We start from the raw sequence: 22,762 nt of genomic DNA on the forward strand, positions 1-22,762 counted from the left end.
ATGAACATCCGTTTTTTCTCTGGGTGACGTGCTTGTGGCAAATGTAAACTGAATTAAAATCCGCTCGTTTTCAATTTCTGGAGTCCAACAATGGCTTCGACCCTCGCCGATATCAATTCCCAGATCAAGAAGCACGATGAGCAGATCGCGCAATTGCGCAAGCAGGCTGAAGACCTGCGCAACCATGAACGCGCGGGCGTGATCGAAGAGTTGCGCAAGAAGATCGCCGAATTCGGTCTGACGGCTTCCGATCTGAAACTCACCGGCCGCGCAGGCGCCGTGAAACGCAGTGCTGGCGCCGCGCCGGTCAAGGCAGCGCCCAAGTACCGCGGCCCGACGGGCGAAACCTGGTCGGGTGGCCGTGGCCGCAAGCCGCGCTGGGTGACCGAAGCGCTGGCAGCAGGCAAGTCGCTTTCCGATTACGAGATCAAGTAAGAAGAAGCAAGTCAGTGCCTCGAACAGAACAGGGCTCAAGCCCAATAAAAAAGCCCGCGCATGCGGGCTTTTTTATTGGGCGATGAGGCGCGGCGCGCTCAGTTCACCATGACGAGTTTTCCTTTGACGCCGCGCGAACCCATGTGGGCATACGCGGCTTTCAATTCGGCCATCGGCATGGTGCTGTCGATCACCGGCTTGATCTTTCCCTGGCCGTACCACTGGGCCAATTCGGCCATCATCTGTGCATTGGCCTTGGGTTCACGCTTGGCGAAATCGCCCCAGAACACGCCGACCAGCGACGCGCCTTTCAGCAGCGTCAGATTCAATGGAAGCGATGGAATCGGGCCCGACGCAAAACCCACCACCAAATAGCGACCACGCCAGCCAATGGAGCGAAAAGCCGGCTCGGCGAAATCTCCGCCGACGGGGTCGTAAATCACATCCGGGCCCTTGCCATCGGTCGCGGCTTTGATCGCATCGCGGAAACCATTGGGCAGCGCGTGTGTCGTGTAGTTGATGGTGGCGTCGGCGCCAATGGAGCGGCAGAGTTCACATTTGTCATCGGTGGAGGCTGCCGCAATGACCTTGGCGCCCGCCGCCTTGGCGATCTGGATGGCTGCGGTGCCCACGCCGCCGGCCGCGCCGAGCACCAGCACGGTTTCCCCGGCCTTGAGCTGGGCGCGGTCCATCAGCGCGTGCCATGAGGTGGCATAAATCATGATGAATGCCGCCGCATCGACGTGGCCGAAGCCTTCGGGCAGCGGCATGCATAGCGCGGCGGGCGCCAGCGTATGGGTGCCGAAGCCGCCGGTGCCCGACAGGCAGGCGACGTTCTGCCCGACCTTCAGGTGCGTGACGCCTTCACCGACAGCCTGCACGACGCCTGCATATTCCGACCCCGGCACGAAGGGCAGGGGCGGCTTCATCTGGTATTTGTTCTGCACGATCAGCAGATCGGGGAAATTCAGGCTGGCCGCCTTGATTTCGATCAGCACCTGGCCCGGGCCCGGGGTCGGTGTCGGCAGTTCCTTCCAGGTCAGCGCGTCGACGCCAATGGGGTTTTCGCAAAGCCATGCGTGCATGCTCGGGTCTCCTTCGGGTGGGTAATGTTGGGGCAATGACTGCGGGCGATGATAGGGGCCGCGGCGGGGTGTCCTTGTCCCTGCTGCGACGCACCCGACGCCTACAATCCGGTGCATCCAGAGGCACCATGAAGATACTTATTTCCAATGACGATGGCTTTCAGGCGCCTGGCATCGTCGCACTGTACGAAGCGCTCAAGGACATCGCCGATGTCGAGGTGGTCGCACCCGAGCACAACAACAGCGCCAAGTCGAATGCACTGACGCTGGCCGCGCCGCTTTACGTGCGCGAGGCGCACAACGGATTTCGCTATGTGACCGGCACGCCGGCCGATTGCGTGCACATCGCGCTCAAGGGCCTGCTCGACTACCGGCCCGACCTGGTGGTTTCCGGCATCAACAACGGCGCCAACATGGGCGACGACACCATCTATTCGGGCACGGTCGGCGCGGCAATGGAAGCCTACCTGTTCGGTATTCCCGCCATCGCGTTCTCGCAGATCGAGAAAGGCTGGGCGCATGTCGATGCGGCGGGTCAGGTCGCTCGGCGGCTGGTGCAGCAGATCGAGCGCGAGCGCATGCTCGGCGGCCCGGCGTTCCTGCTCAATGTGAATGTGCCGAACCGGCCTTTCGAGGAGCTGAAGCCCGTCAAGGTCTGCAGGCTCGGCCGCCGCCACGCCGCGGAAAAAGTGATCACCCAGGACAGCCCACGTGGCGAGACCATGTACTGGATCGCAGGCGCCGGCAGTGCCAAGGACAGCGGCGAAGGCACCGACTTTCATGCCACCTCGGCCGGCCACATCGCCTTGACGCCGTTGCAGATCGACCTGACCGACCACGCCAACCTGGGGCAATGGCGCGAGACGGTGGCCCGTCTCGGCAGCTGACATGGCCACGCAACGGCCCAGTTTCCCGGTTCGCCTGACCCCCACCGCTTCGGCCGCCACGCGCGGGCGCATGCCTGCCGCGCCGGTCAAGCCCATGGTACCGACAACGCCGTCGATGGCGTCCGACGCCGTGCGTGCGCGCATGGTGCAAAGGCTTGCCGCCCAGGGCATTTCCGATCCGCGCGTGCTGCGCGCCATGGGCACGGTGGAGCGGCACCGCTTTGTCGACAGCGCGCTGGTCAACCAGGCGTACGAAGATACGAGCCTGCCTATCGGCCTGGGGCAGACCATTTCCAAGCCCAATGTGGTGGCTCGCATGATCGAGCTGCTGCTGGGGGCCCCCGCGCTGGCTGGAAAGCCGCAAGATCGCCTGGGCCGCGTGCTCGAAATCGGCACCGGTTGCGGGTACCAGGCGGCCGTGCTCAACCACGTGGCCGCCGAGGTCTACAGCATCGAGCGACTGCGGGGCCTGCACGAGCGGGCCCGCGCCAACCTGCGGCATTTCCGCCTGACCACGGTCCACCTGATGCTGGGCGACGGCATGGTCGGCTATGCCAAGGGCGCGCCCTATGCCGGCATCATTGCCGCGGCGGGCGGCGAGGCCGTGCCGGAGGCCTGGATCGAACAGCTTGCCGTGGGCGGGCGCATCGTGGCGCCGACCCAGTCCGCGAGCGGTGGCCAAGCCCTTGTCGTCATCGACAAGACCCCCCGGGGACTGGAGCGGCTCATTCTTGAGGCGGTCCACTTTGTCCCCCTAAAATCAGGCATCGCTTGAAGGAATAACAAATGCAGGGTTTTGGCAATCGGAGTTGGTTCGCTGGCGTCACGTTGGCCGTTGTGCTCGTGATCGCAGGCTGTGCCGCACCGCGTGGGCCGGCGCCAGTCGAGGACCGCGGCACCATGACGCGCGCTCCTGGCGCAACGGTGCCTGGTGGCCCACCCATCACCACCGACGCCAACGGCAAGCCGCTCGCCGGTATCGAGAACTACGGCAAGCCCGGCTACTACGCCGTGCGCCCCGGCGACACGATCCGCCGCATCGGCAACGAGACGGGGCAGCGCTGGCAAGACATCGTTCGCTGGAACAACATCGACAACCCGGACCTGATCGAAGTCGGCCAGGTGTTGCGCGTGATTCCGCCGACGGGTTCCGCAACGGTGGTCGCCACGGCGCCCGCAACGTCGTCGCCCGAAGCAGTCACGAAGCCCGTGGCGCCGCAGCCGGCCGTGGTGCCCACCACGCCCTCCAGCGGTGCGAGCAAGCCACCGGCGCCGGTCACGGCTTCTCCGGCGGGTCCGGGCAGCGGCGGCAATTCGGGTGATGAAGACCTCGGCTGGATCTGGCCCGCCAGCGGCTCGCTGATCGCGGGCTTCGACGAAGCCAAGAACAAGGGCTACGACATCAGCGGCAAGGCGGGCGACCCGGTGCTGGCCGCCGCCGATGGCCGCGTGGTGTATGCCGGTGCCGGCCTGCGCGGCTATGGCAACCTGATCATCCTGAAGCACAACAACACCTATCTCACGGCCTATGCGCACAACCAGGCGCTGCTCGTGAAGGAAGACCAGTCGGTTCAGAAGGGCCAGAAGATCGCCGAAATGGGCAACAGCGACGCCGACCGCGTGAAGCTGCACTTCGAGATCCGCCGCCAGGGCAAGCCCGTCGATCCTTCGCGCTACCTGCCCGGCCGGTGATGCCATGGCTGCCTCCCGCCCCCGCCGCACGCTGCCCGTGCGCGGGCTGGTGGGACGAGGCAGCAGCGAGGTAGAGCCGCAGGACGAGGGCTCGCTCCCCTCGGAGCCCGTTCCCGACTCTTCCGCTGGTGACATCGCGCCGCCCAATGGCGCGTTGGCCGAACTGATCGGCGGCGAGGGCGCCGATGCTCTGACCATCTACCTGCGCCAGGTCCGGCGTACCGAGCTCTTCACGCCCGCCGAGGAATACCAGGCGGCATGCGCCGCGCGCGCCGGCGATTTCGCGGCACGGCAATCGATGATCGAGCACAACCTGCGGCTCGTGGTCAACATTGCCAAGAGCTATCTCGGGCGCGGCGTGCCACTGTCGGACCTCATCGAAGAGGGCAATCTCGGGCTGATGCATGCCATCACCAAGTTCGAGCCCGAACGCGGTTTTCGTTTTTCCACGTATGCAACCTGGTGGATTCGCCAGTCGGTCGAACGCGCGGTCATGACGCAGGCGCGCGCGATCCGGTTGCCGGTTCACGTGGTGCGTGAACTGCAGCAGGTATTGCGGGCGCGCCGAACACTGGAAAGCGATGCCGAATTTCTTGCCCACCGCCCCGACGGCGTGCGCGTGGAAGACATCGCCGCGCTGCTCGGCCGCGACGTGCAGGCGGTGGCCGATCTGCTGGCGCTTTCCGAGGCGCCGCGCTCGCTGGACGCCGGCGATGCGCGTGGAGAAGAAGGGGGCTTCACCCTGGCCGACACCGTGGCGTCGGACGACGAGCAGGGCAATCCGACGGGCGTGACGCAGGCGCACGAGGTGGAGCGCCTGCTCGACCAGTGGGTCCATGCCCTCGATGCACGCGAACGCGAGGTGCTGGAGGGGCGCTATGGCCTGCACGACCGCGAGCCCGAAACGCTGGAGGTGCTGAGCGTTCGCCTGGGCCTCACGCGTGAGCGTGTGAGGCAAATCCAGAACGAGGCCCTCGCCAAGATGCGCAGGCACCTGGTGCGCTCCGGCGTTGGCCGCGACGCGCTGTTCTAGCGGCCAGAGCGAACAACGCGCACCGCCCCGCCGGACGGTCCCGGCCGCGCTGAGACAATCGGGGGATGACGGAACCCATCGAAGACAAGAAAACCCCCACGAATCCCGGCGAAGAATGGCTGCAGGTCGAGTCGCTCGACCTCGATGCGCAAGGCGTTGCGCACAAGGCAGACGGCATGGTCGTCTTCATCGAAGGTGCATTGCCTTTCGAGGAAGTGCAGTTCAACGTTCATCGGCGCAAGAACAACTGGGAGCAAGGCACGGTCACGACCATCCGGCGTGAATCGTCGCAGCGGGTGCGCCCGGGCTGCCCGCATTTCGGCCTCCATACGGGCGCTTGCGGCGGCTGCAAGATGCAGCACTTGGACGCGGCGGCCCAGGTGGCCGTGAAACAGCGTGCGCTCGAAGACAACCTGTGGCACCTGGGCAAGGTACGCCCCGAAAACGTCTTGCGGCCGCTCGAAGGGCCGGCATGGCACTACCGCTACCGCGCGCGGCTGTCGGTGCGCCACGTGGTCAAGAAAGGCACGGTGCTGATCGGCTTTCACGAGCGCAAGAGCCGCTACCTTGCCGACATGCAGGTGTGCCCGGTGTTGCCGAAGCAGGTCAGCAACATGCTGATGCCGCTGCGGGCGCTGATCGGCTCCATGGACGCGCGCGAGACCTGTCCGCAGATCGAGCTGGCCTGCGGCGATGCACCGGGCTCCACGGCGCTCGGAACCATCGCGCTGGTGCTCCGGCACCTGGAGCCGCTGTCGGCTGCCGACATCGACCGCCTGAAGGCTTTTGCGGCCGCCAACGAGGGGGTTCAGTGGTGGCTGCAGGCCAAGGGGCCGGAAACCGTGAAGCTGCTGGAAGAGGGCGGCACGCCGCTGGCGTACCGGCTGCCCGAATTCGGCGTCACCATGCCGTTCAAGCCCACCGACTTCACGCAGGTCAATCCGCACATCAACCGGGCGCTGGTCGGCAAGGCGCTGCGCCTGCTCGACGTGCAGCCCGAAGAGCGGGTGATCGACTGGTTCTGCGGCCTGGGCAACTTCACCCTGCCGTTGGCCAGCCGCGCGCGCGAGGTGCTGGGCATCGAGGGCAGCGACACGCTGGTGGCGCGCGCCACGGACAACTTCAAGAAGAACCAGCCTGCCACGAGCGACCGGCGTGCGTTGTCCGATACCAGGTTCGTGGCACGCAATCTGTTCGAGATGACGCCGGCCATGCTGGTCGCCGATGGCAGCGCCGACAAATGGCTGGTCGACCCGCCGCGCGAAGGCGCCTTTGCTCTTGCCAAGGCCATGGCCGATCTGCATCAACAGCCCGAGTTGCGCACCGATGGCTGGACGCCGCCGAAGCGCATCGTCTACGTGAGCTGCAATCCATCGACGCTGGCACGCGACGCCGGGTTGCTGGTGCATCAGGCGGGCTACCGCTGCACTTTCGCGGGGGTGGTCAACATGTTCCCGCACACGGCGCACGTCGAGTCGATTGCGGTGTTCGAGCTGGAATGAGAAAAGGGCCCCTCGGGGCCCTTGCTCTTTGTCGGTAAATCGCTTGCTCAGTCGCGCTCGCCGCCGAAGATACCCAGCAGGGCCAGCAGGCTCTGGAAGACATTGAACAGGTCGAGGTACAGGGCCAGCGTGGCGCTGATGTAGTTGGTTTCGCCGCCGTCCATGATCTGCTTCAGGTCATAGAGCATGTAGGCGGAGAAGATGCCGATGGCAGCCACCGAGATGACCAGCATGCCGGTGCTCGAGCCGACGAACACGTTGATGACGGCGCCGAGCATCAGCACCAGTGCGCCGACGAACAGGAACTTGCCCATGCCCGACAGGTCGCGCTTGATGACGGTGGCCAGCGAGGCCATCACGAAGAACACGCCGGCGGTGCCGCCGAAGGCCGTCATGATGAGTTCGGAGCCGTTCTTGAAGCCGAGCACCATCGCGATGAGGCGCGACAGCATCAGGCCCATGAAGAAGGTGAAGGCCAGCAGCACGGGCACGCCGGCGGCGGAATTCTTCGTCTTCTCGATGGCGAACATGAAGCCGAAGGCGCCGCCCAAAAAGACGATGAGGCCGAGCCCGCCCGTGAGCGAACGGGTGATGCCGGTGCTGACGCCGACCCAGGCGCCCAGCACGGTGGGCAGCAGGCTCAGGGCCAGCAGCCAGTAGGTATTGCGCAGCACGCGCTGGCGGTCGGCTTGGGCCAGCGTCTGGCCGTAGCCGGTAGAGGTTTCGAGAGTGGTAACGCGGTCGTTCATGGCCGGAGCTCCTGTGGTTGCTGCAATCACGCAGTTGGGGCGCATTCTAGGGGGCTGCAAGAGCAGGGTATCTGAAAGACCGTAGCAGGGGTGTTCCCAAGCGCTGCAGGCACCTCTGGCGACATGGCCGTTATGCTGTCGGGTTTTTACGCAACCAGAGCGCACCATGAAGACCAAATCATTCCTCGAACTCTCCGACGTCAAGGCCATTGCAGCAGCAGCGGAAGCCGAGGCTCTCAAGAACAACTGGGCCGTGACCATCGCCATCTCGGACGACGCCGGCAACCTGCTCTGGCTGCAGCGCCTGGACGGTGCAGCGGCGCTGTCTTCGCACATCGCTCCCGCCAAGGCGCACACGGCCGCCATGGGCCGGCGCGAAAGCAAGGTCTATGAAGACATCATCAACGGCGGCCGCACGGCATTCCTGACGGCGCCCGCGGTGCAGGGCCTGCTCGAAGGCGGCGTGCCGATCGTGAAGGACGGCCATGTGATCGGCGCCGTGGGCGTGAGCGGCGTGAAGTCGAACGAAGACGCGCAGATCGCCAAGGCAGGCATCGCGGCCCTCGGCCTCTGAGTTTTCCCGCCACAACGCAAAACGCCGACTTCGAGGTCGGCGTTTTCGTTTGGCGGTGTTCAGCGTGAAAAAAAGCTTGGCTAGTCGGCGAACCGTTGGCTAGCAAAAAACGACCCTTCGGAGATGAATCTCCTTGAGTCGCCCCACGATGAAACTTGCGCGAGGGGCGGGCTGAATGACCTACTTGGTCAGGATCAGCTTGCCGAGTTTGGTGGCTTGAAGCCGATAGAGCGAACCGTTGTGCATGATGCCCACGGTCTTGCTTCCCTTGAGAAGCTCCGTGCTTTCGACCATCGGCGCCGGACGCGTTGCCTGGATGGACGCATGGCCGCCACCCGACTGGTCGAGCGAAGGATGGTTCAGAACAGAAAAGGCATTCGGTGTGGCTGGCATCTGGAGTTCCCTTATCGAAGCGATGAGTGAATGATAATTGTTCTCAACAAGAAGTCAATCGCTGCGATCAACTTTTTTTTCTTGCGGTCACTTCATTACTTCGAATCGGGCTCCGTGATGAAGCCGATCTTGCGCACGCCGGCTTCGCGGGCTTCCGACATGGCCTTGGCCACGCGCTCGTAGCGCACAGCCTTGTCGCCGCGGATGTGCAGTTCGGGCTGCGGTTCCTTGGCGGCTTCGGCGGCCAGTCGGTTCGGCAGCTCGCTGTCTTCGATTTTCTGTTCGTTCCAGTAGTAGGCGCCGTCGGCCGTGACGCTGAACAAAATGTTCTGCGGCTTCGGCTGCTCGGGCTCGCTGGTGGCGCGCGGCAGGTCGATGTTGACGGCGTGCTTCATCACCGGCACGGTGATGATGAAGATGATCAGGAGCACCAGCATGACGTCGACCAGCGGCGTCATGTTGATCTCGTTCATCACCTCATCGGGTTCGTCTTGCGTTCCGAAAGCCATGATGCTCAGCCCTTCTTGAGCGGAACCACGACGGCTTCGCCGCTGCCGCTTTGCACGCGGGCGCCGGTCACGAAGTAGGCGTGCAGGTCATGCGCGAAGCTGTTGAGCTTGGTCAGCACGAACTTGTTGCCGCGCACCAGGGCGTTGTAGCCCAGCACGGCCGGAATGGCCACTGCCAGGCCCAGCGCCGTCATGATGAGCGCTTCGCCGATGGGGCCCGCCACTTTGTCGATGGTCGCCTGGCCGGCCGAGCCGATGCTCATGAGCGCGTGATAGATACCCCAGACCGTGCCGAACAGGCCGATGAAGGGAGCGGTGGAGCCCACCGAGGCCAGAATAGCCAGGCCGGTCTGCAGGCGTGCCGTGAATGCGTCGATGCCATTGCGCAGCGAACGCGTGATCCAGTCGCTCACGTCGAGCGCATCGTGCAGGTGGGCCTTGGTGTTGCGGTGGTGCGCAGCGGCTTCGCGGCCTTCGAGCGCCAGGGCGCGGAACGGGTTGCTGTCGTCCTTGCCGAGCTTGTTGAGCGCGGTGGCGAAGTCTTCGCTGTGCCAGAAGTCTTGCGAATGCTTGGCAAGGCGCTTGTACTTGATGACGTCGAGCGCCTTGACGATGATCACGATCCACGACGCGAGCGACATGCCGATCAACAGCACCGCGACGGCCTTGGTGACGAAATCGCCCTGGTTCCAGACGTTCATCAAGCCAAATTGGGAATCCATACGAAGTTGCTCCAGAGAAAAATTAATTCAAGACGTAGTTGACGGGGGCGTCATAGGACATGGCCTGCACCACGCCGTTGACCTTGCCGGGCACGAACCGGCACTTGAGGATGTATTCGACAGCGGCCTCGTCGAGGCGATCGAAGCCGCTGGATTTCTTGACTTCGGCGCTCTTGGGCAGGCCGTCGACGCCGACCAGCACCCGAACGATGACCTTGCCCTGTTCGCCGAGCCGCTTGCTCATGGCGGGGTAGGTTGCCTTGGGGTTCTGCAGGTAGTCGGCGTTGCTCGAGGGCAATTGCACCGCGGGCGGTGCCGGAGGTGCCGGCGGCGGTGCGGGGGGCGCTGGCGGAGCGGGAGGTGCCGGTGGCGTTGCCGGAGGTGGCGGCTCCGTCGTGCCCACGGGGGCCTGCGGCGCGGGCGTGGGCTTCGGTTCGCGAATGGCTTGCGGCCGCGGAGGCGGCGGCGCCTTGCTCACCTTGGGCTGGGGCGGCGGCGGTGGGGGCGGAGGAGGGTCGGCCTTGGGCTTGGGCGGCTCGACGAACTGGCTCAGTATTTCGACGGGAATCACCACTTCGGCGGCGCGGCGCAGCAATCCGCTTTGCAGCGCCCAGAGCGCGGCGCCGTGAAACAGGATGACGCTGCCGGCAATGACGGCAGTACGCGAGAGGCCGAGGACGGAAGGGGGGGGAGCAAAGCGGTCAGACACGATCAACCATTCGAGTGCGGGCACGACGGAACGTACCCCGATTGCAGCAAAACCGCTACGACGACATTACTTGTGAAAAATCCACCAGACCGATCCTGCGACCAGGATCAGGCTGCCGCCGAGTGCCGAGACGAGTTCCATGCCTTGCTTTCCTTGATGGAGTTGGCAAGCTGGATCGCTCTCGGACCCGTTTCGCAATTCAAGGCGGCGACCGGGTGCGAAGCGCTGCACTGCGCGACGATATCGCGCGCACAGCCTTCACACTGGCCACATTGGGTGGCCACGCCGAGCTCGAATTGCACTTCGTCGAAAGTCATGCCCGCCCGCACATGACGTGCGATTTCGCGGTCGGAGACTCGGCGGCAGACGCAAACGATCATGGCTGTGAAAGCGGCAGTTGGCTGGCTGTTGGATGTGATTCATTATAAATAAGAATCCATCGCATTTGCAATAACCATGGTGTTACTGGCTAATTCAGCGCCAAGGCCCATTTTTCAGCGGTTAGACCTCCGACCAGAGCCTCAGCAGGTTGTGATAGTGGCCCGCCAGCGCCACCGTTTCCTCGCACTCGCCCAGGCGGGCGCGCAGTTTCTGGATGTTCTGGTCGAGCTCGAACAGCATGCTGCGCTGCTGGTCGTTGCGCACCATGCTCTGCAGCCAGAAGAAAGAACACACCCGCGCCCCGCGCGTCACCGGGTGAACGCGGTGCAGGCTGCTGGCCGGGTAAAGAATGAGGTCGCCGGCCGGAAGCTTCACTTCGTGCGAGCCGTAGGTGTCGATCACCTCGAGTTCGCCGCCGTCGTAGTCGTCCGGGTCGCACAGGAACAGCGTGCAAGACAGGTCGGTTCTCAGCTGCTGGCCGCTCCCCGGCAGCGAGCGCACCGCGCCGTCGACATGAACGCCGTAATGCTCGCCGCCCTCGTAGCTGTTGAACAGCGGCGGCACAAAACGCGAAGGCAGCGCCGCCGAGAAGAACAGCGCGTTCCGGGCCAGCGCGGCGAGCACCACGCTGCCGAGTTCGCGCCCAACGGCCGATTGTTCCGGCAACTGGCGATTGCGCTTGACCTGCGCACCCTGGTCGCCGACCGTCTCGCGGCCATCGATCCACTGGGTGGCGGCCAGCGCCGCGCGCATTTCGCGCACCTGGGTGGGACTGAGCACATCAGGCACATGCAGCATCATTTTTCAGAAACTCCGCAAAAGAAAAGGCCCCGGTTTTGGCAGGGACTCGAGTGTCGCACCGCACCGGGTTTCCCCGGCGGGCTCAAAGGCGATCAGAAAACTGGCGAGCGCGTTCCGGGGTGTGCCCGGAACGCTGGGTATCAGTAGACGTCGCGACGGTAGCGCCCGGTCGTCGATAGCTCGCTCCAAAGTGCTTCGCCGGCCACCTGGCGCAGGGCGGCGTCGACGCCCGATGCCATGCCCTGGAGGCTGCCGCATACGTAGACGGCCGCGCCGTTGCGCAGCCAATCCTTCAGCGTGTCGGCCGACTGCAGCAGCCTGTGCTGTACATAGAAGCGCTCCGGCTGGTCGCGCGAGAACACCATGTCGAGCCGCTGCAGCACGCCATCGGCCTGCCAGGCTTCTATTTCGTCGCGGTAGAGAAAATCGTGCGCCGCCTGGCGTTCGCCGAACACCAGCCAGTTGTCGTGCCTCCCCGCCGCGGCGCGTGCGCGCAGATGGGCGCGCAGGCCGGCCAGCCCGGTGCCGTTGCCGATGAGGATCAGCGGTCGCGATTCGTTGCCGTCTAGACGAAAGCCCCGGTGCGGCCGCAGGCGCAAGGCCACGGTGTCCCCGACTGAAAGCGTGGAGCTGAGCAGGCCCGAGGCGCTGCCCAGCGTGCCGTCGGGATGCTGCTCCTGCCGAACGAGCAGCTGCAACTCGCCGTCGGTGGGCAGCGAGGAGATCGAGTAGTCGCGCGGGCGTGTGGGGTCGCTTGCAACGGCAATCTGCACCAGATCGCCCGAGGCCCAATGCGGCATCGCGCCGGCGTGTGAAGGCACCAGGCCGAGATGAAAGACCGGGGCGCCCGCACTGCCAGCATTCAGCAACTCACGCGAGGCGAGCCGCCACTGTGCGAATGACGCTGCCTGCTCTTCCAGGCTGGATTCGAGGTCCGCTGCCGCACCCCATCGCGCGTGCCATTCGGCCAGCGCAGCGGGGTCGCTGTTGTCCACGTCGATGCGTTCGAATTCGCGAACAGCCCCCGCGGCATGCAGCCACGCATCGAGCGCGCGGCCGAAGCCGCAGAAGTTGGTGTACTGGCGATCACCCAGCGCGAGCACCGCGTAGCGCAGCGAGGCCAGCGCCGAAGGCGATCCCATCACCCGTTCTGCAAACACGCTGGCGCCATCGGGTGCATCGCCTTCGCCGTAGGTGCTCGCGACGAAGAGGGCGCGTTCCGTGCTCCCCAGCGTTGCGGCATCCAGGGCGTTCAGTTCCATCACCCGTGCTGGCGTGCCGGCGGCGTGCAGCCGGCGGGCGGTCTGCCAGGCGATGGCTTCGGCCTGGCCCGTCTGGCTGGCGAACAGCACCAGGGTCGAGGGTTGGCCGCCATTGCCAGAAAGCGCCGCGGCATCGCGCACCGCGGCTGTCTTTTGCCTGCGTGCGCGCAGGTAGATCGCCGCGCAGAGCGCCGCATAGGCTGCCACGGTGGAGCTTGCGCCCAGCGCGCGCCATGCAGCGTCGTTCATGCCTGGCTTGGTGCGGGCCACGCGCGCGTGGTTCGCACGGCTGGCGATGCTGTTGGGCCGCGACTCACGAACAACGCGGCCACGCCGTGCTGCTCCGCAAAGTCGAATCCTTCGTCGGGGCCCAGCACCGTCAACACCGTGGCCAGTGCGTCGGCCTGCATGCACTCCGCATGCAGCACGGTGACGCTGGCCAGCGAATGCGCGGTCGGTTCACCGGTTCGCGGATCGATGGTGTGCGACCAGCTGCGCCCTTCATGCGCGCGCTGGTGCCAGCGGTCGCCCGACGTGGCGACGGCCATGTCGGCCAGCGCGATGCGCCGCGCGCCGGTCGGCTCGCTGTCTACCTGTATCTGCCACGGTTGTCCACCGGGGCGCCGGCCAATGCCTCGCAACTCTCCCCCGATTTCGAACAGAAGGTCGGGCAGGCCAAGTGCACGCAACGCGTCGACGCCATGATCGACCGCGAAACCCTTGGCGATGCCGGAGAGATCGAGCGCGATGCCGCCGGGCTGAAGCAGTGAGCCTTCGTCCGCATCGAAAGCGAGCCGTTGCCAGCCGACGCGTGCACGTGCGTCCGCCAACACTTGCGCGGCGGGAAGACCGCCGTCTTCTTGCGCGTCGGGCCCAAAGCCCCAACAGGCGATCAACGGGCCGACGGTCGGATCGATCGCGCCGCCGCTGGCCGCCGCCCAGCGCAGGGCACATGCCATCACTTGCGCGAACTCCCGTGCAAGCACATGGCGCGAGCCTGCGGGCGCGCGGTTGAAGCGGCCGATGTCTGAATCCACTTCCCAGTGGCTCATCTGCGCGACCACCCGTGCCAGCGCCGCATCGACGGCTTCCTGCACTTGCGCCAGCGGCAACATGCGCGGATTGTCGAAGCGCAGCGACCAGGTGGTGCCCATGGTCTGCCCACCCAAATGCTGCAATGTGGCGGGGTCGGCGCGGCGCGGAACGGCGGCGTTGGCATAGCCGCCGGCGCGCCAGGTGCTGAACGAAATTCCCAAGGCTGCGGACTGTGTCGGGGTCTGCGTCAGGGCATCACTTCAAGGGTGGCCGCATAGCTCAGGCGACGTTCCTTGGCTTGCGGCACCGTGGTCTTGTTGTCCTTGGTGGTGGCTTCGAGCCAGTACATGCCGGCGGCCGGCCAGGTCACGCTGAACTGGCCCTTGTCGTCGGTCTTGAGCTTGACCTCCTCGAGCTTGTCGCGGTACTGCGTGTTGCCTGCGGTCACGCTCACTTCGAGCGACTTGGCGGGCTGGCCGTCGAGGTGCAGCGTGAAGGTGGCTTTTTCACCCTTGACCAGGTCGGTCGGGCTGCCGACAGCAATCAGTTCCAGGCCCTGGCCGATCGGCTTGAGCGCGGAGGGCTTGCCGACCGTCACGAAGGTTTCGATGCGGCCGGACGACTGCGTGATGGTGACCTCTTGCGCATCGGCGGGGATTTCCTTGCCGATGGTCTCGGCCGTGCCGCGTGCGCGCTTGTTCTGGCCGGTGGCCTTGTCTTTCCAGCTGGCGAAGGCACCTGCGTTGACGACGGCAATGCGGTAGGTGCCCGACTGCGCGACGCTCACGTCGAACACGTTGCGGAACTTGAGCTTGGCTTCGGTTTCGGGCTTGACCATGCTGCCGTCGGGCGCCGTGATCTGCAGGCCATCGAGCCGCAGCGGTGCATGGTTGGAGACGAACAGGTCGTTCGAGACCGACGCATCGACCGTGACCGTGTCGGCCTTGGAGAACACGGTGGAAGAGGGCAGCAGCCAGGCGTTGTGCGCCATGGAGGCTGATGCGATGGCCGACAGGGCAATGGCGAGGCTGGCAGCGCGCAGGTTGAAGCGGGTCATGGGGTGTCCTTGAAGTGACGGGCTGTCGATGGAAGGAGAGCGAGGCGAAAAGTCGATCCGTCCGGTGTCCGATATCCGGTATGGGTCAGGGCTTGAGTTCGAGCTTGATCTCACCGAGCTCTTCCTTGCCGGAGGCGCTCGGCTGCGCGGCGGCCGTGGGAGGCCACTGGAACGGAATGCTCACGACCTCGCGGCCGCCGACTTCGCGTGCGGCTTCGACCACCAGCTTGTAGGCTCCGGGCGCGAGCTTGGGCATTTGCGCCGTGCCTTCGGTGAAGCTGAGCTGGTGCTTGCCGGCCGGCTTGGTTGCACCGGTCACGCCGTCGACCGGCACCGCCAGTTCACGGCCGCCACGGCGCCACCACTGGCGCATGTCCTTCAACCACTTGGTGCCTTCGCCCTCGGGGTTGTTGGTCTTGGTGCGCACGTCGTACCAGACGGCCAGCGTGCCGGCCACCGTGTTGTCGGCGCGTTCGATCCAGGTCGCCACATAGGGGCGGTGGTACTCGGAAACGTTCAGGCGCGGGATCTCGATGTTGACCGCGAGGCCGGCCGCGAATGCGGGAGCGGCGAGCAGGGCCGACATGGCAATCGGCGCGAGTGAATAGCAGCGAACGTGCACGTGAAACCTCTTTTTTTGAATCGGTGAACCAACAGGTCAATGAATGAACAGCAGCGCGAGCAGCACCGGCACCACCAGCCCCATGCCGACCATCGGCCATGTGAAGGGGCGGTTGCCCGCATGCATCTTGAGAATGAACAGCCCGGTGATCGAGAAGACCAGTGCGGCGCCCGCGAAGATGTCGATGAACCAGCTCCAGGCCGAGCCGGTGTTGCGGCCCTTGTGCAGGTCGTTCAGGTAAGAGAGCCAGCCGCGTTCGGTGCGCTCGTATTCGATCTCGCCGTCGGCCAGGTTCAGCCGCAGCCAGGCGTCGCCGCCAGGTCGGGGGAGCGAGAGATAGATTTCGTCGTCCGACCATTCGGCCTCGCGGCCGGCGGTGCCCACGTCCCAGTTTTTCTGTACCCAGCCCTGGAGTTCGGCGGGCAGCGGAGCCTTGCCCTTTTGGGCCTTGGCGGCGGGTAACTGCTTTTCGAGCTGCGTGCGCAAGGCCTCGTCGATGGAGCCGCTCAGCTTGGTGATGACCGGCTTGGCTTCGATCTGGGACGCATGGTTGAGCGTGAACCCGGTAACGCTGAACAGGATCATGCCGATCAGGCAGATCGCGGAGCTCACCCAATGCCATTCGTGCAGGGTCTTGAGCCAGTAGGCACGTCGGCGGTTGTCGGAGCGGGCAGCGGTCATCGAAGGCGCGGATTGTATCTGCGCAGATGAGAATGACTGCTATTTGGGGTGGGTTAAGTTACGTAAAGCAATAAAAAACGGGACCGAAGTCCCGTTGATTTGTTGGCGCTAAAGCCTCGGCAGCCAGGCTTATTCGAGCTCGCCCATCTGCGTCTGCAGGTAGTTCTGCAGGCCAACCCGGTCGATCAGGTCGATCTGGGTTTCCAGGAAGTCGATGTGCTCCTCGGTGTCGTCCAAAATCTCTTGCAGCAGGTCGCGTGAAACATAGTCGCGAACCGACTCGCAATGCGCGATGCCGTCCTTGATGGTGGCTTGTGCGCCGGTTTCGGCACCCAGGTCGCAGCGCAGCAGTTCGGGCACGTCTTCGCCGATGTTCAGCTTGCCCAGGTCCTGCAGGTTCGGCAGGCCATCGAGCATGAAGATGCGGTCCATCAGCTTGTCGGCATGCTTCATTTCGCCGATCGATTCTTCGTATTCCTTCTTCGCCAGCTTGTCCAGGCCCCAATGCTTGAGCATGCGGTAGTGGAGGAAGTACTGGTTGATCGCGGTCAGCTCGTTCTTGAGCTGCGCCTGCAGATGTTCGATGACCTTGGGGTCGCCCTTCATGGTTTTTTCCTTGTTCTGAAAGCGGTGATTGTCAGAGGGGTTTACGAGCACTTGCAAGCAATCCCATGCTCCGCCGGTCTGCATGCGTGTGATGGCGATACACGTTCGCATTGAGGCCCGCCGAAAGCCCGCGCCAAGCCCATCGCAAACATAGCAAGCTCCAATACTTTCAATAGCTCATAACTATTGAAAATATGAGATTGGTAGTTATACTGATGGCTCGCAATTATTTTTCCAACCGCAGCATCCAAGGAATCACTATGTCCCTGATCAACACGCAAGTCCTGCCCTTCAAGACCCAGGCCTACCTCAATGGCAAGTTCATCGATGTGTCCGACGAAACGCTCAAGGGCAAGTGGTCCGTGCTGATCTTCATGCCGGCCGCCTTCACCTTCAACTGCCCGACCGAAGTCGAAGACGCAGCCGACAACTACCCCGAGTTCCAGAAGCTGGGTGCCGAGGTCTACATCGTGACCACCGACACGCATTTCTCGCACAAGGTCTGGCACGACACCTCGCCGGCCGTCGGCAAGGCCAAGTTCCCCCTGGTCGGCGACCCGACCCACACGCTGACCAACGCTTTCGGCGTGCACATCCCCGAAGAAGGCCTGGCACTGCGCGGCACCTTCGTGATCAACCCCGAAGGCATCATCAAGACCGCCGAAGTGCACTCCAACGAAATCGCCCGCGACGTCAAGGAAACCCTGCGCAAGCTCAAGGCAGCGGTCTACACCGCCGCGCACCCGAACGAAGTCTGCCCGGCCAAGTGGAATGAAGGCGACAAGACGATCGCCCCGTCGTTCGACCTCGTCGGCAAGATCTAAGCGCTCCCGCGCGAAAGCCCGGGCGCTCACGAGGCCCCGGGCTTTTTTGTTCCCCGTTTGATAGTTTTCAGATATCGAAAGTGAGTCCGCCATGCTCGACGACAGCACCAAAGCCCAATTGAAGAGTTACCTCGAACGCGCCACGCAGCTGATCGAGATCGTCGCCTCGCTCGACGACAGCAAGGCGTCGGGCGAAATGCTGTCGCTGCTGAAGGACGTTGCCGAAGCGTCGCCGCTGGTCAAGCTGACCGAGAGCCGCGACGACAACCACCGCAAGCCCTCGTTCTCGGTCAACCGCCCGAGCGAAAACCACGGCCCGCGTTTTGCCGGCCTGCCGATGGGCCATGAATTCACGTCGCTGATCCTTGCGCTGCTGCAGATCGGCGGCTACCCACCCAAGGTCGAGCAGGCCGTGCTCGACCAGATCAAGGCGCTCGACGGCGACTTCGAGTTCGAGATCTACGTCTCGCTCACCTGCCACAACTGCCCCGACGTGGTCCAGGCGCTGAACCTGATGGCCGTCCAGAACCCGCGCATCCGCACCACCATGATCGAAGGCGGCACCTTCCAGGACGAAGTGAAGGAACGCCAGATCATGGCCGTGCCGACCGTGTTCCTGAACGGCACCGAGTTCGGCCAGGGCCGCATGAGCCTGGAAGAAATCCTCGCCAAGATCGACACCAGCGGTGTCGAGCGCGAAGCCAAGAAGATTGCCGGCAAGGACCCGTTCGACGTGCTCATCGTCGGCGGTGGCCCCGCGGGCGCCGCGGCTGCCGTGTACGCGGCACGCAAGGGCATTCGCACCGGCGTGGCCTCGGAACGCTTCGGCGGCCAGGTGCTCGACACGCTCGGCATCGAGAACTTCATTTCCATCAAGGAAACCGAAGGGCCGAAGTTCGCCCACGCGCTCGAAGAGCATGTGCGCGACTACGACGTCGACATCATGAATCTGCAGCGCGCCAAGGCGCTGGTCCCGGGCAAGGACCTGATCGAAGTGCAGCTCGAAAGCGGCGCGTCGCTCAAGAGCAAGTCGGTCATCATTTCCACCGGCGCGCGCTGGCGCAACATCAACGTGCCCGGCGAGCACGAGTTCAAGAACAAGGGCGTGGCGTACTGCCCGCATTGCGACGGCCCGCTGTTCAAGGGCAAGCGCGTCGCGGTCATCGGTGGCGGCAACTCGGGCGTCGAAGCGGCCATCGACCTGGCCGGCATCGTGGGCCACGTCACGCTGATCGAATTCGACACCGCCTTGCGTGCCGACGCCGTGCTGCAACGCAAGCTCAAGAGCCTGACGAACGTCGACGTGTTCACCAACGCGCAGACCACCGAGATCACCGGCGACCAGAAGGTCAACGGCCTGGTCTACAAGGACCGCGCAACCGGCGAGCTGAAGAAGGTCGAGCTCGAAGGCGTGTTCATCCAGATCGGCCTCGTGCCCAACACCGACTGGCTCAAGGGCACGGTCGAGCTGTCGAAGCACGGCGAGATCATCGTCGACGCCCGCGGCCAGACCTCGGTGCCCGGCGTGTTCGCGGCCGGCGACGCCACCACGGTGCCGTTCAAGCAGATCATCATCGCGGCCGGCGACGGCGCCAAGGCGGCGCTCGGTGCGTTCGACCACCTGATCCGCTCGTCGGCACCGGCCTGACACCCGCTTTGACCCTGCGCTAGTAAGGCACAAGTTGTATCAGATGAGAATTATTCTCATACAATAAAGGCCGGGATTAACAATCCCATCGCCGCCAGCCAGGTCACGCGCGCAAAGCCTTGCGCCCAAGGTCCAGCAAGCAGTTGTTCAACTGTTTCTGGACCTTTTTCGTGGCCGCCACACACCTCCGCTCCCATCCTCACCGTCTCGCTCTCCTGCCGCTGCTGATCGCTTCCGGCTTCGGCATTGCCGCGCCCGCCTGGTCGCAGCAGGTCGCGCTCAATGAAGTGGTGGTGAGCGGCTCGCGCTCGGAGCAGGCCCGCCAGGACCTGCCCGTGAGCGTCGAGGTCATCACGCGCGACGACATCGAGTCCAAGCAGATCAACGACATCCGCGACGCGGTGCGCGACCTGCCGAACGTGTCGGTCAAGCGTGCGCCCGCGCGCTTCGGGCTGGCGCAGGGCAACACCGGGCGCGACGGCAATGCGGGCTTCAACGTCCGTGGCCTCGACGGCAACCGCGTGCTGCTGCTGACCGACGGCATCCGCACGCCGCGCAGCTATGTGTTCAGCGCCAACGCATTCGGGCGAGACTACTTCGACATCAGCCTGGTCGAGCGCATCGAGATCATCAAGGGCCCGGCTTCGGCGCTCTACGGCTCCGATGGCCTGGCGGGCCTGGTCAACTTCATCACGCGCGACCCCTCGTCGTACCTGCGCGACGGCAAGGCCTTCGGCGGCAGCACGAGCGTCGGCTACAGCGGCGACGACAGCGGCAAGCGCGTCGGCGTCACGCTGGCGGGCAAGCCCAACGACACGATGCAGTGGCTCGTGTCGGCCAGCCTCGGCCGCGCGAACGAACTCGAAAACATGGGCCGCGCCAACGTGGCCAACGTCGACCGCACCACGCCGAATCCGCAGCGCGACAAGAACGCGGCCGTGCTCGCCAAGGTCATCCTCTCGCCCAACGCCGACCAGCGCCACAGCTTCACGCTCGAGCACATCGAGAAGACCAGCCGCTACGACCTGCTGTCGGGCATTTCCAAGCCGCCCTTCGCCTCGACATCGGTCGTCGGCCTGAACGCCAAGACCGACCTGCAGCGCGACCGCTTCACCTACGAAGGCCGGCTGCGCCTGAACAGCGCAGTGGCCGACAACCTGCTCGGCGTGGTGAGCTACCAGAAGTCCCGGTCGCGCGAATTCATCTACGAAGACCGCTTCACCGCCGCCGACCGCACGCGCGACGTCACTTACGACGAGAGCACCTGGCAGCTCGGCCTGCAGGCCGACAAGACGATCCGCATGGGCGACAGCTGGGCCCAGAAGATCACCTACGGTTTCGACTACACGCGCACCAACGTCGAGAACCTGCAGACCGGCCTGGTGCCGCCGACCGGCGAAAGCTACCCGCTCAAGCGCTTCCCCGACACGCGTGAAACCTCGTCGGCGTTCTACGTGCAGGACGAATTCATTCACGACCGCTGGAGCATCACGCCCGGCATTCGCTTCGACCGCTTCTCGCTCGATGCCAGCCAGCGCGGCTTCAGCGCGCAGGCCGTGTCGCTGTCGGGCTCGGCGGTGTCGCCCAAGCTGGGCGTGCTGTTCCGCGCGACGCCGCAGTTCAGCGTGTACGGCAACTACGCCTCGGGCTTCAAGGCGCCCAACGCCTTCCAGGTCAACAACTTCTTCGAGAACGTGATCCAGGGGTACAAGACCATCCCCAATCCGAACCTGCGGCCCGAGAAGAGCCAGAACGTCGAGCTTGGCGTGCGCGGCAAGACCGGCGTGCTGAGCTTCGACGTGGCGGCCTTCACCGGCGACTACAAGAACCTCATCGAGAACGACCGCCTGGTGGGCGGCCGCGGCATCCCGCGCATCGATCCGCTGATCTACCAGTCGGTCAACGTCGGCCGTGCGCGCATCAGCGGCTTCGAGTTCAAGGGCGAGCTCGACTTCACCGAGAACGGCAACGGCTTCTCGGTGCCCTTTGCCTACGGCCAGACGCGCGGCACCGACCGCAGCAACAACAGGCCGCTCAATTCGATCGATCCGCAGAAGGCCAGCATCGGCATCAAGTACCAGGCGCCCGTGTGGAGCGTGCGCCTGGATGCGACGAATCATTCGCGCAAGAAGTGGTCCGACGTGGACCGCAGCGAGGTCACGACCGGCACCCAGTTCCTGACGCCCGCGGCCACCACCTTCGACGTGAGTGCGCAATGGCGCATTCGAAAAGACCTGCGCCTGAACGCATCGGTCACCAACCTCACCAACAAGCGCTACTGGAACTGGAGCGACGTGCGCGGCGTCACCACGACGTCGATCCTGCGCGATGCGTACACCCAGCCGGGCCGCAGTTTCAACGTCTCGCTGGTGGCCGACTTCTGAAGCCACGACCTCGAGAAGACTTCACCCCAAAAAAGGAAAACCCGATGAACGCTGAAGAAACACGCGATCGTTTTGTAGCCCTGCGTGCCAAGGGCATGCGCCACAAGGACGCCGCCGCGGCCATGGGCCTGCCCGAAGGCGCCGCCATTGCCGCGCACACCGGCACGCACGACAAGGGCCTGCGCGCCACGCGCCTGAAGGGGCCGTGGGTCGAACTGCTGCAGGCGCTCGAACTCTGCGGCCCCGTGCTGGCGCTGACGCGCAACGAGACCACGGTGCATGAAAAGACCGGTGTCTACGAGAAGGTGTCGGGCAGCGACAAGATGGGGCTCGCACTCGGCGAGGCCATCGACCTGCGGCTTTTCTTCAGCCGCTGGCACGCGGGTTTTGCCGTGAGCGAAGCGGCGGCCAACCACGGCGTGCCGCCGTCGCTGAGCCTGCAGTTCTTCGACGCGAGCGGCATGGCGGTTCACAAGATCTTTGCACGCGATGCGACGGACCGTGATGCGCTGCAGTCGGTCATCGACACCTACACCGCCGCTGACGAACCGGTGGTGTTCGTGCCGGCCGAAGCCAAGGCCGCGCCGCGCGACGACGGTGTCATCGATGCCGTGGGGCTGGCCGAGGCCTGGCGCGGCATGCAGGACACGCACGAATTCTTCGGCCTGCTGAACAAGTTCGACGTCGAGCGCCAGCAGAGCTTTCGCCTGACCGAAGGCGAGTTCACGCAGCGCGCCGCTCTGAGCGCCATTCGCGACCTGCTGAATGAAGCCGCTTTCGACGGCACGCCGATCATGGTGTTCGTCGGCAGCCCCGGCTGCATCCAGATTCACAGCGGCCCCGTGACGCGCATCGAGCCGATGGAAATGCGCGGCGCCGACGAAAACGCGCCGCCGATCCGCTGGCTCAATGTGCTCGATCCGGGGTTCAACCTGCATCTGCGCGAAGACCGCATCGCCAGCGTGTGGATCGTCGAAAAGCCGACCAGCGACGGTGTCGTGACCTCGGTCGAAGCCTTCGATGGCCAGGGCGAGCTCATGGCCATGTTCTTCGGCGCGCGCAAGCCCGGCGTACCCGAGCGCGAAGAGTGGCGCCACATCGTGCGCGGTCTGGCGCGCCTGGGAACCACGCAGCAGACAACGCAGCAGGCCTGAATTCCGTGACCTCCATA

Annotated in this window: 25 protein-coding genes; 11 read left to right on the plus strand and 14 right to left on the minus strand. The window is 64.7% G+C overall.

Annotated elements, in window-relative coordinates; all coding sequences use genetic code 11:
• The first annotated feature begins 90 nt into the window (after positions 1–90).
• On the plus strand, positions 91–435 hold the full coding sequence (locus tag DBV14_RS08065) for an H-NS family nucleoid-associated regulatory protein (RefSeq protein ID WP_124458668.1): 345 nt from the start codon (positions 91–93) through the stop codon (positions 433–435).
• Positions 436–533: 98 nt separating this feature from the next.
• Here DBV14_RS08065 and DBV14_RS08070 read toward each other — a convergent pair whose 3' ends face one another.
• Positions 534–1,520 (minus strand): NADPH:quinone oxidoreductase family protein, encoded by a 987-nt coding sequence (locus tag DBV14_RS08070; RefSeq protein ID WP_124458669.1) that lies wholly within the window; start codon positions 1,518–1,520, stop codon positions 534–536.
• A gap of 128 nt (positions 1,521–1,648) precedes the next feature.
• Between DBV14_RS08070 and surE the strand changes: the two genes are divergently transcribed.
• From surE to rlmD, 5 genes are all read left to right on the plus strand, one after another.
• Complete coding sequence (gene surE / locus DBV14_RS08075; RefSeq protein ID WP_124458670.1) at positions 1,649–2,407, plus strand: 5'/3'-nucleotidase SurE; 759 nt, start codon at positions 1,649–1,651, stop codon at positions 2,405–2,407.
• A gap of 1 nt (position 2,408) precedes the next feature.
• Positions 2,409–3,182, plus strand: a complete 774-nt coding sequence (locus DBV14_RS08080) for a protein-L-isoaspartate(D-aspartate) O-methyltransferase (RefSeq protein WP_124458671.1) — start codon at positions 2,409–2,411, stop codon at positions 3,180–3,182.
• 11 nt (positions 3,183–3,193) lie between these two features.
• Positions 3,194–4,099, plus strand: a complete 906-nt coding sequence (locus DBV14_RS08085; RefSeq protein WP_124458672.1) for a peptidoglycan DD-metalloendopeptidase family protein — start codon at positions 3,194–3,196, stop codon at positions 4,097–4,099.
• 4 nt (positions 4,100–4,103) lie between these two features.
• Positions 4,104–5,132 carry a sigma-70 family RNA polymerase sigma factor gene (locus DBV14_RS08090; RefSeq protein WP_124458673.1) on the plus strand — a complete coding sequence of 343 codons (1,029 nt, stop codon included), beginning with the start codon at positions 4,104–4,106 and terminating at the stop codon, positions 5,130–5,132.
• 65 nt (positions 5,133–5,197) lie between these two features.
• On the plus strand, positions 5,198–6,634 hold the full coding sequence (gene rlmD / locus DBV14_RS08095; protein WP_124458674.1) for a 23S rRNA (uracil(1939)-C(5))-methyltransferase RlmD: 1,437 nt from the start codon (positions 5,198–5,200) through the stop codon (positions 6,632–6,634).
• Between the two features lie 47 nt (positions 6,635–6,681).
• On the opposite strand, the gene DBV14_RS08100 is transcribed toward rlmD, so the two are convergent.
• Positions 6,682–7,383, minus strand: a complete 702-nt coding sequence (locus DBV14_RS08100) for a Bax inhibitor-1/YccA family protein (RefSeq protein WP_124458675.1) — start codon at positions 7,381–7,383, stop codon at positions 6,682–6,684.
• A gap of 166 nt (positions 7,384–7,549) precedes the next feature.
• Between DBV14_RS08100 and DBV14_RS08105 the strand changes: the two genes are divergently transcribed.
• Positions 7,550–7,957, plus strand: coding sequence for a heme-binding protein (locus DBV14_RS08105; protein WP_124458676.1), 408 nt, complete (start codon positions 7,550–7,552; stop codon positions 7,955–7,957).
• 180 nt (positions 7,958–8,137) lie between these two features.
• Here the strand turns inward: DBV14_RS08105 and hemP are convergent, their stop codons facing one another.
• The 12 genes from hemP to bfr all read right to left on the minus strand — a co-directional run bounded on the left by hemP (position 8,138) and on the right by bfr (position 16,735).
• Entirely contained in the window at positions 8,138–8,350 is a 213-nt protein-coding gene (gene hemP, locus DBV14_RS08110) for a hemin uptake protein HemP (RefSeq protein WP_056520696.1), read from the minus strand.
• A gap of 95 nt (positions 8,351–8,445) precedes the next feature.
• Complete coding sequence (locus tag DBV14_RS08115; protein WP_124458677.1) at positions 8,446–8,859, minus strand: biopolymer transporter ExbD; 414 nt, start codon at positions 8,857–8,859, stop codon at positions 8,446–8,448.
• A 5-nt stretch (positions 8,860–8,864) separates the two neighbouring features.
• On the minus strand, positions 8,865–9,581 hold the full coding sequence (locus tag DBV14_RS08120; RefSeq protein WP_124458678.1) for a MotA/TolQ/ExbB proton channel family protein: 717 nt from the start codon (positions 9,579–9,581) through the stop codon (positions 8,865–8,867).
• Positions 9,582–9,603: 22 nt separating this feature from the next.
• Positions 9,604–10,296, minus strand: a complete 693-nt coding sequence (locus DBV14_RS08125; protein WP_185545966.1) for an energy transducer TonB — start codon at positions 10,294–10,296, stop codon at positions 9,604–9,606.
• A 101-nt stretch (positions 10,297–10,397) separates the two neighbouring features.
• A complete protein-coding gene (locus DBV14_RS08130; protein WP_124458680.1) occupies positions 10,398–10,670 on the minus strand; it encodes a bacterioferritin-associated ferredoxin in 273 nt (90 codons plus the stop codon).
• A 121-nt stretch (positions 10,671–10,791) separates the two neighbouring features.
• Entirely contained in the window at positions 10,792–11,472 is a 681-nt protein-coding gene (locus tag DBV14_RS08135; RefSeq protein ID WP_124458681.1) for a Fe2+-dependent dioxygenase, read from the minus strand.
• 140 nt (positions 11,473–11,612) lie between these two features.
• Positions 11,613–12,983, minus strand: a complete 1,371-nt coding sequence (locus tag DBV14_RS08140) for a sulfite reductase subunit alpha (RefSeq protein ID WP_124458682.1) — start codon at positions 12,981–12,983, stop codon at positions 11,613–11,615.
• Positions 12,980–13,990: an FAD:protein FMN transferase gene (locus tag DBV14_RS08145; RefSeq protein WP_185545964.1), complete on the minus strand. Its 1,011-nt coding sequence runs from the start codon at positions 13,988–13,990 to the stop codon at positions 12,980–12,982. Before DBV14_RS08145 ends, DBV14_RS08140 begins: the two co-directional genes overlap by 4 nt.
• A 26-nt stretch (positions 13,991–14,016) precedes the next feature.
• Positions 14,017–14,826 (minus strand): DUF4198 domain-containing protein, encoded by an 810-nt coding sequence (locus tag DBV14_RS08150; protein ID WP_124458683.1) that lies wholly within the window; start codon positions 14,824–14,826, stop codon positions 14,017–14,019.
• A gap of 85 nt (positions 14,827–14,911) precedes the next feature.
• Positions 14,912–15,412 carry a DUF2271 domain-containing protein gene (locus DBV14_RS08155; protein ID WP_185545967.1) on the minus strand — a complete coding sequence of 167 codons (501 nt, stop codon included), beginning with the start codon at positions 15,410–15,412 and terminating at the stop codon, positions 14,912–14,914.
• 72 nt (positions 15,413–15,484) lie between these two features.
• Positions 15,485–16,129 carry a PepSY-associated TM helix domain-containing protein gene (locus DBV14_RS08160; RefSeq protein WP_124458685.1) on the minus strand — a complete coding sequence of 215 codons (645 nt, stop codon included), beginning with the start codon at positions 16,127–16,129 and terminating at the stop codon, positions 15,485–15,487.
• Positions 16,130–16,258: 129 nt separating this feature from the next.
• Positions 16,259–16,735, minus strand: coding sequence for a bacterioferritin (gene bfr / locus DBV14_RS08165; RefSeq protein WP_124458686.1), 477 nt, complete (start codon positions 16,733–16,735; stop codon positions 16,259–16,261).
• A 260-nt stretch (positions 16,736–16,995) separates the two neighbouring features.
• Here bfr and ahpC point away from each other — a divergent pair, with 260 nt between their 5' ends.
• The 4 genes from ahpC (at position 16,996) to DBV14_RS08185 (ending at position 22,745) form a co-directional block, all read left to right on the plus strand.
• Entirely contained in the window at positions 16,996–17,559 is a 564-nt protein-coding gene (gene ahpC, locus DBV14_RS08170) for an alkyl hydroperoxide reductase subunit C (RefSeq protein WP_028258851.1), read from the plus strand.
• Between the two features lie 91 nt (positions 17,560–17,650).
• Positions 17,651–19,207 (plus strand): alkyl hydroperoxide reductase subunit F, encoded by a 1,557-nt coding sequence (gene ahpF, locus DBV14_RS08175; protein WP_124458687.1) that lies wholly within the window; start codon positions 17,651–17,653, stop codon positions 19,205–19,207.
• A gap of 170 nt (positions 19,208–19,377) precedes the next feature.
• A complete protein-coding gene (locus DBV14_RS08180) occupies positions 19,378–21,591 on the plus strand; it encodes a TonB-dependent hemoglobin/transferrin/lactoferrin family receptor (RefSeq protein ID WP_124458688.1) in 2,214 nt (737 codons plus the stop codon).
• 44 nt (positions 21,592–21,635) lie between these two features.
• Positions 21,636–22,745, plus strand: a complete 1,110-nt coding sequence (locus DBV14_RS08185; RefSeq protein WP_124458689.1) for a hemin-degrading factor — start codon at positions 21,636–21,638, stop codon at positions 22,743–22,745.
• Positions 22,746–22,762 lie beyond the last annotated feature (17 nt).

The sequence above is a fragment of the Variovorax sp. KBW07 genome, assembly GCF_003852515.1.
GTDB lineage: Bacteria > Pseudomonadota > Gammaproteobacteria > Burkholderiales > Burkholderiaceae_C > Variovorax.